Below are 8,531 nucleotides of genomic sequence, written 5' to 3' on the forward strand. Positions count from 1 at the left end.
ATACCCTAAATAATTTGAATTGCAGCTAGGCGGCAAGTAAACGAGACCCTAGGAGCATACATAAGTATGTGACTAGGGCGAGTGAATGCAGCCAATAACGCTGCGGTTCAAAGTATGACGGGTATACAGGGGAATACTTAAAATGAGTATATTCAAAATCAAGTGGAAACGTGGGGATTTGGCCGCCTACTTCGGCTTAATGACCAACAACCTAACCAACCTACTCACCATGATGGGCCTGTTAATTTTCGTTGTCGGCATCCCATCTGAAATTGTTTACGGTCGTATCGCTCCCGCCTTTGGTTTCGCTGTTTTACTTGCCAGTGTGAGCTATGCTTACTTTGGTCAGCAAATGATCAAGCAAACTGGGCGCAATGACGTCACCGCTTTACCATCAGGGCCGAGTGCGCCTTCTATCTTTACGGTGACGTTCTTAGTCATCATGCCTGTTTACCAAACCACACAGAATGCCGAGTTTGCGATCCAAATCGCGCTGGTTTGGTGTTTTGTTGAGTCGATGATCCTCGTGGGTGGTTCTTTCTTAGGTGAAACCATCCGTAAGATGATCCCACGCACCGTACTGTTATCCTGTTTGTCCGGTTTAGGGTTACTGTTACTGGCGATGAACCCAATGCTGCAAGCATTTGAAGCCCCAACGGTTTCATTCATTGTGCTGTTATTAATCTTCATTAACTGGTTTGGTAAAAAACCGATTTTTGCTCGCATCCCAACTGGCTTATTGCTGCTAATTGCCGGTACAGTATTGGCATGGGTTTCTGGCTTGCAAAGTGCGGAAGCAATCAAAGACTCAATGGCATCATTTGGTTTCAACCCACCGGGTATTCATATTGATAGTTTCTTCCAAGGCCTGCCACACGCTCTGCCTTACTTAGCATCAGCGGTACCACTTGGTTTAGCAAACTATATCTTCGACCTGGAAAATATCGAAAGTGCGCATGCTGCAGGTGATGAATACAATACGCGTAAAGTCATGTTAGCTAACGGTTTATCATCGACAGTTGGCTGTTTTATGGGTAACCCATTCCCTGTCACTGTTTACGTAGGTCACGCAGGTTGGAAAGCCATGGGAGCAAGCGTGGGTTATACATTAGCATCCGGTATCACCATGTTTATCGTACCACTATTCGGTATCGGTGCCTTCATGTTAGCTATCATTCCAATGACCGCTATCGTACCGATATTGGTATTCATCGGGGTCGTCACCGCCAACCAAGTTGTGCGAGAAACACCAAAAATTGAAGTTCCCGTTATCTTTATCTGTCTATTCCCATGGATTGCTAACTGGGCATTGACGATGGTTAATAGTGTTATGGGCGCAGCAGGCACCTCTGCGAGTGCGATTGGGGTTGAAACCTTGCTACACAAAGGGGTTTATTACCAAGGTCTGGTTCATTTAGGTAACGGAGCACCTTTAGCCAGTATGCTGTGGGGCTGTATTGCTATCTTTGCTATCCTCAATCAACCACTGCGTGGAGCCATTGCTGCTGCCGCGGGAGCAATATTAGTATTCTTCGGAATTATTCACTCCCCAGCGGTCGGAATTGCTACTGGTTCAACCTTGATGTTTGTTTACGCATACCTCATGATGGCAGCTTTATTTGTACTCAAACACTTTTTAGACAGCCGGAAATCGGTGGAAGAACAACAAGCTGAAAAATCTGAGAAACTCAGTAAGTCAGTGTAACCAAGCCAACCTTTTATAGTAGGTGTGCGCTGTACACCTACTATCAGCTAAATCTCTGTCTCAGGAAACATTAACAATGAAAGAACTCGTGGTTGTTGCCATCGGGGGCAACAGTATTATCAAAGATAACAACAGCCAGTCTATCGAAGCTCAAGAAAAAGCGGTTCAAGAAGTGGCGCTGCATATTAGTGACATGCTTGAAGGCAATTACAACATTGTTTTGACTCATGGAAATGGACCTCAAGTTGGATTAGATTTGCGCCGCTCAGAGATTGCACACGAAACTGAAGGCCTACCACTGACCCCTCTGGCTAACTGTGTGGCAGATACTCAAGGTGGAATTGGCTATTTAGTTCAACAAGCTTTGACTAACGTCTTAGCAAAACGCCATAACCGCCAAGCGATTACGGTAGTGACGCAAGTTGAAGTGGATAAAAATGACCCAAACTTTAGCGCGCCAACCAAGCCGATTGGGGCATTTTTTACTGGGCAACAGGCTCAGCAATTACAGCAAGAAAACCCAAACTGGCATTTTGTTGAAGACTCAGGCCGCGGCTATCGCCGTGTGGTGGCTTCCCCCGAACCAAAACGTGTCGTTGAATCACAAGCGATCCGCACCTTAACAGAACACAATTATGTGGTGGTTGCCGCAGGTGGCGGCGGTATTCCAGTCATTGATAACGGCAATGGTGGCTACAAAAGTGTTGATGCGGTGATTGATAAAGACCTATCAACAACCTTGTTGGCGAAAGAGCTCAATGCCGATATTTTAATTATCACCACAGGTGTCGAAAAAGTATGCATTCACTTCGGCAAACCTGAACAAAAAGCACTTGGCGAAACCACCACCAGCGACATGCAACGCTACATGGAAGAAGGCCATTTCCCAGCAGGTAGCATGTTACCGAAGATTGAAGCCAGCCTATCGTTTATTGCCAACGGTGGTAAACGAGTGATCATCACCACCCCTGAAAAACTACCAGAAGCTTTACGCGGTGAAACCGGAACCCATATTGTTCAAGGGTAAGTTTCTATAATCTGGATCATGCGAATTTTTTGTTCGTCGCAAACTGCAGTATCCCTCAGATCGTTTGATGACGATCTGGGTGGATAAGTACCACTTAAAAACAGGAAATTCGGCAGTAAATGGATATCACTAGGAGTTTCTATGAAAGCAGAAAAATCATCCGGCAGAAGAGAGTTCCTTTCCACCAGTGCTAAAGTGGCCGCCGCTTGCACTTTATTTGGTGCGGTATCGGGCTTTGCCTCCGCCCAAAGCCAAGCTAGCCAAACAGCAGGCCAATCCAGTATCACGGATAAACATTATTACCTCGATGACGTGTTACTCGAAACGGGTTTTAATTACCATAATTCGACGGTCGTCAGCACCCAAACCTCCTTACATACCGTAGAAATCCGTGACGGTATAATTGCAGCCGTTTTACCCAATAAACAACATGCAGATGGCACATTGAATGCCTATAGTGCGCAAGGCAAACTCATGCTACCGGCCTTTCGCGACATGCATATCCACCTCGATAAAACCTTCTATGGTGGGCCATGGCAGGCGCCACAGTCACGTGAAGGTAAAACGATTATGGATATGATCGCGTTAGAGCAAAAATTGCTACCTGAATTACAACCTTTCACGGAAGAAAGAGCCAATGCATTGATCGCGCTGATCCAATCCCAAGGATCAACGATTGCTCGTAGCCATTGTAATATCGAACCCGTTTCCGGTTTGAAAAATTTAGAAGCCTTACAAAAAGTGCTTGGAGAACACCAACAAGACCTAACTTGCGAAATCGTCGCCTTTCCACAACATGGTTTACTACATTCCAAGTCAGAAGGTTTAATGCGTGAAGCCATGCAAGCAGGCGCTCATTACGTTGGTGGTTTAGACCCAACCAATGTGGATAGCGCGATGGAAAAGTCTCTCGATTCGATGTTCCAAATTGCGTTGGACTACAACAAAGGCGTGGATATTCATCTACATGAAACAAGTCCCGCAGGCGTTGCCGCTATCGATTATATGATTAAAACGGTAGATGAAAACCGCAGTTTGCGCGGTAAAGTGACCATCAGCCACGCCTTTGCATTGGCAACATTAAACCCTGAACAAGCAGAGAAAACAGCGAAACAATTGGCTGAGCAGCAAATCACCATTGCTTCAACTGTTCCGATTGGCACACTGCATATGCCACTGAAAACCCTAAATAAAAATGGGGTATTTGTGATGACCGGAACGGATAGCGTGATTGACCATTGGTCGCCCTTTGGCCTAGGTGACATGCTAGAAAAAGCCAATTTGTACGCGCAGCTCTACACTCGTCCTGATGAGTTATCGCTGTCCCGCTCACTGGCCATCGCAACAGGCAATATTTTGCCACTAGATGAAAAAGGCCAACAAGTGTGGCCAGCTAAAGGGGATGACGCCAGCTTTGTGCTACTTGATGCATCTTGTTCTGCTGAGGCAGTCGCACGGATTTCCCCAAGGTTCGCGACTTTTCATAAAGGCCATTTAGCCCACGGAATGATGCCGAAGTCTGCTTCATAGTGATAAAAGAATAGCGCCTATAGGCGCTATTCTTGCCACGTTATTTTTTCAGTTTGAGCGTATTAAAGATTAAATCTAATAAACCTGAGTTATCTACGGATTGCAGCACAGTGATTGGCTTTGTTTTTGGTTCAGGAACTCCGACCCGTAGGCGCAGTGCGTCATAGCAGAAGCTTTTGCCGCGCAGCGCTCCCTGTAGCTCAATACCTACATGCTTTTTATCATAAGTCACCAAACTCTTATCCAATAGCCATGCAACGGTTAACACATCATGTATCCAACACCCTGCTAAATGACGTGTCGCACGTGAATAGTCCATCCACGGTCGCATTGTTGCCACAAGAAAATGGCTCAGTGGCGTATCAATTTGTGCAAGCTTATCGAGATCCTCATGCACCATTTGCGTTTGTACCGTAACATCCATAGGTACTAAAGTCAGGTTTGCCCCACTATTAAGCACCGCATAGGCTGCTTCAGGGTCGACACCAAAATTAGTGTCTTTCAAATACCCCGGTACGTTAAAAACCGCCCCCATAACCACTATCTCCGCCACGTTTTGAGCCATGTCAGGAAACAGCTGAATTGCTATTGCGATATTAGTTAATGGGCCAATGGCAATAATCGTGATTTGTTTCGGGTTTTGGCAAACTAATTCACCAATACGTAACGCGGCTTCTGGGATAGACTTCGGTAAACTAGGTATGCGGGGAAGACCGTCCCATAGGTGCGTAAGTTCCGCTCGTTCAGCGCCGTTATCGAGTAGTTCACGCCATGGCGCGCTAGTTTCAACCAAGGCTGACGATGCACCACGATAAACAGGAATATTTTCACCCAGTGAATGAACTAAATGGCTGGCAACGTCAAAGCCAATTTCGCTAGGTGTATTACCCGAAACAGTGGTGATCATTTCCAATTTGATTTCAGGTGCAGCGATAGCCAGCGCAAGTGCCAGACCATCATCAACATTCGCACCAACGACCCCATTACCGGGGTCGCAATCTATAATCACTCGCATAAATTTCCCTGAAACAATAAATAATCAGCACCCGCATGAGTGCCCGATTTGTAATTCAAATTCCACTTCACAGATGGCTTCTTTTTGCGGCCAATTTTGTAAAATTTGTATCGCTCTTTGCGCTATTTTATCAACAGGCTGGCGAACAGTTGTGAGAGTTGGAACGGTATATTCTGATTGCACTGTACCGTTAAAACACACCAGTGCAATGTCTTCCGGTACGCGTAATTTTAATTCTGCTAAGGCTTTTAAACAGCCAAAAGCTTGCAATTCATTCGTGGCAAAAATAGCTTCAGGGAACCCCTCTTCCCGCATCTGATAGATAGCCTGGTAGCCCCAAACGCGGGTATATTCCCCTGATAAAATCCATTTTTGTTGTATCGTTAAGTCAGCTTCTGTGAGTGCAGCTTTCCAACCATTTAAGCGGTCTTGGGTATTGAGCATCTCATTTGGGCCGCAAATAATGCCAATATTTTGATAGCCATGCTTAATGAGATGACGAGTAATTTTATAGGCTGCGAGCTTCTCATTCACTTGAATGGTACTGATCCCTTCTGTGGCTTCAATCCTATCAAGCATCACACAAGGCGTGCCTGATGACTGAATTAAATCAACATAGGGATGCCGGTCAACACTGGTATAAATGAGGCCTTCAACTTGCCTTAACAACAGGTTATTAATCAGCTCTTTTTCACGAACTCGTGAATCTCCCGCATCACCCAGCAACAAAACATGCCCATATTTAAACGCTTCTCGCTGCAAGGCATGCGCAATAGAGGCTAAAAACGGGTTAGAGATATCGGGGATCACTAGCCCATAGGTTTGAGTGCTACCCGACGCTAGCGCTTTTGCAATACCATTTGGCCGATACCCCGTTTTTTTGATTGCTGCTAACACCTTTTGCCGTGTTGCCTCTGCAACAGGACGAGGGCCATTGTTAATTACATAACTGACTACCGCAACCGAGGTTCCGGCTTCGCGGGCAACATCTACACGCGTCACTTTACGGTCATTCGTATCAGACACTCAGCAGTTCCTTTTTCCAACATGACGTTGCCAAAGAATAGCAGCCACTCTGATTTTTATATACAACCATGCTCACTTATATCGCATCTTCAGGCAGGTTTAAGTCACGACCTCGGGTTTCTGGTGCAAAGAATGTGGTCACCAAACCAATGCCAGCCATTCCAATAAAATAGACGGCAATTGGCCACCACTGACCTGTCCAAGACAACAGTGCAGATGCCACTAATGGAGCTGTACCTCCGGATAAAATAGAGCCGAGTTCTTTAGCAAAGGCCATTTTAGTATAGCGATTACGCACGCCAAATAATTCTACGCCCCAAGCCGCTTGTACCCCGAAAATGCCCAGTGATGCTAACCCCATTCCAACCACTATCGTCGGGATAACGATCATCGGTTCACGAGAGTCTAATAACATAAACGCGGGTACGGCATACAGCATCAATAGGAAACAGAACCAACGATAAACAATACGGCGCCCAAATTTATCTGATAACCACCCTGCAAATGGAATGATGGCAAAACCAAGGATTGAAGCAATTAAAACCGCCGTTGTTGGCACAGATTTATCCACCAACAATATTTTGGTGACATAACCGATGATAAAGCCTTGGGCGAGATAAGATGGGCCGTTTTCGCCGATACGTAACCCGACCATGGTCCAAAACGCACGCGTTTTTTGCCAAAATGAACGGTTATCAACAGGATGAGCCACGGTATCAGATTCCAATGCAAGGCGACGTTCTTCAGCAAGCTGCTCTTTTTGCCTTTCAAAAACAGGTGTTTCTCGCATATGCTGACGAATAAATAACGCCGCCAAGGCGATTAAAATACTGCCAAGGAAGGGAATACGCCATCCCCACGACATCAGGCTTTCTTTGTCCAATTGTAAAACTATCAGCCAAATCATTGAGGCCAGTAATGTTCCACTGTTGGAGCCTAATGCAATGATTGATGAAACTAAACCGCGACGTTTTACGGGGGCGTATTCGCCTAGCATCACAGTTCCACCGGATAGCTCAGCTCCCGCACCTAAGCCTTGGGCAAACCGTAGGATCACCAAACAAACGGGCGCCCAAACACCAATCTGTGCATGGCTGGGTATCGCACCAATAAGGGTGGTAGATAACCCCATCAATGCAATCGTGATCACCATGACCATTTTTCGGCCATGTTTATCACCTAACCAACCAAAAAATAATGCACCAATTGGACGGGCGATAAACCCAACGGAATAGGCGGCAAAACTGGATAACAGCGCCATAATAGGCGTTGCATCAGGGAAGAAAACGTCACCGAAAATAATACCTGCCGCTAAACCATAGAGAGCAAAATCCGCATATTCCATGGTTGTGCCTAACCAACAAGAGAAAATCGCCCGCCGGAAATCTTTTTTTCCTTCCGGCGTACTTAACCGCTCTTGCGCGGCTTGTTGATTCGCCTCGATATTTAATTGTGTAGCCATAGTTATAAACCCTTGGTGTTGGCGCAAAGCCTATTAATCAAAAAATCTAACTGGCGTTTTTTATTTACTTAAAGGATAGTCTACGCGCGTAGAATTAAGCAAACGAGGGTATGCTATTTTGTGAGCGTTATCACTTGACGGCAAAAATATGAATTTTATGTGATGGCAATAATTCGATAGGAAATAAATAAAAAAGCTTAAAAATAAAAGCCACGTTCGAATAAATACCGTGGCTTTATCTGTTTATTTGACACTCAATAGATACTCGACAATATCACTCAACTTATACCATTTCATCCAAACTTCATCGTTAATTGGTTGCCCTGTATACTGTTCGATAGCCGCTATCAATTCCAACATTTCTAAAGAATCAATATGTATATCTCTGATTAGGGCTGAGTCCATGGTGAAAGGCTTCGTGATCCCTGAATAAGTACGAATTTCCTTAATTTGATTTTCTACCCATTGTTGCTGAACTAAACTCTGTGCTGTCATCTCTTAACCTTTTTCAGAACGGATAGCATTATCGTTGTAGTGTTCTTTATCTGCTTGGTTACGAGTTAACGCCCCCATCTCTGTTAACGTGACAAGTTGACTTGTTTTCCCATCAGATAACTGCCACGTTGTCTTCGTTTTCCCTGTTACTTCATCAACAATTTCTGCGGGTTTAAATCGATTACTGAACGTATTGATATTATTAGGGACCCCCATTTTTTCCACTCCTGACGCTATCGGCCCACTCGCATAACGCTCTTTCTCTACTTGG

General features: G+C 45.2%; 7 protein-coding genes and 1 pseudogene. 3 read left to right on the forward strand and 5 right to left on the reverse strand.

Annotation, left to right across the window (positions count from 1 at the left end; translation table 11 throughout):
• The first annotated feature begins 142 nt into the window (after nucleotides 1-142).
• The 3 genes from PR683_RS14140 to PR683_RS14150 all read left to right on the forward strand — a co-directional run bounded on the left by PR683_RS14140 (nucleotide 143) and on the right by PR683_RS14150 (nucleotide 4,262).
• Entirely contained in the window at nucleotides 143-1,705 is a 1,563-nt protein-coding gene (locus PR683_RS14140; RefSeq protein ID WP_004266166.1) for a hypothetical protein, read from the forward strand.
• A gap of 76 nt (nucleotides 1,706-1,781) precedes the next feature.
• Nucleotides 1,782-2,732 carry a carbamate kinase family protein gene (locus tag PR683_RS14145; RefSeq protein ID WP_109912344.1) on the forward strand — a complete coding sequence of 317 codons (951 nt, stop codon included), beginning with the start codon at nucleotides 1,782-1,784 and terminating at the stop codon, nucleotides 2,730-2,732.
• Between the two features lie 141 nt (nucleotides 2,733-2,873).
• Entirely contained in the window at nucleotides 2,874-4,262 is a 1,389-nt protein-coding gene (locus tag PR683_RS14150) for an amidohydrolase family protein (RefSeq protein WP_272581823.1), read from the forward strand.
• A gap of 40 nt (nucleotides 4,263-4,302) precedes the next feature.
• Here the strand turns inward: PR683_RS14150 and PR683_RS14155 are convergent, their stop codons facing one another.
• The 5 genes and pseudogenes from PR683_RS14155 to PR683_RS14175 form a co-directional block, all read right to left on the reverse strand.
• Nucleotides 4,303-5,277, reverse strand: coding sequence for a nucleoside hydrolase (locus PR683_RS14155; RefSeq protein ID WP_109912341.1), 975 nt, complete (start codon nucleotides 5,275-5,277; stop codon nucleotides 4,303-4,305).
• 24 nt (nucleotides 5,278-5,301) lie between these two features.
• Entirely contained in the window at nucleotides 5,302-6,303 is a 1,002-nt protein-coding gene (locus PR683_RS14160) for a LacI family DNA-binding transcriptional regulator (protein WP_196723663.1), read from the reverse strand.
• Nucleotides 6,304-6,379: 76 nt separating this feature from the next.
• Nucleotides 6,380-7,765: an MFS transporter gene (locus PR683_RS14165; protein ID WP_109912337.1), complete on the reverse strand. Its 1,386-nt coding sequence runs from the start codon at nucleotides 7,763-7,765 to the stop codon at nucleotides 6,380-6,382.
• 243 nt (nucleotides 7,766-8,008) lie between these two features.
• Nucleotides 8,009-8,260, reverse strand: a complete 252-nt coding sequence (locus tag PR683_RS14170) for an acyl carrier protein (protein ID WP_123382652.1) — start codon at nucleotides 8,258-8,260, stop codon at nucleotides 8,009-8,011.
• Between the two features lie 3 nt (nucleotides 8,261-8,263).
• Nucleotides 8,264-8,531 (reverse strand): annotated as a pseudogene (locus PR683_RS14175) (hypothetical protein); the annotation flags it as partial.

This window comes from Providencia sp. PROV269 (genome assembly GCF_028477785.1).
Lineage (GTDB): Bacteria > Pseudomonadota > Gammaproteobacteria > Enterobacterales > Enterobacteriaceae > Providencia > Providencia rettgeri.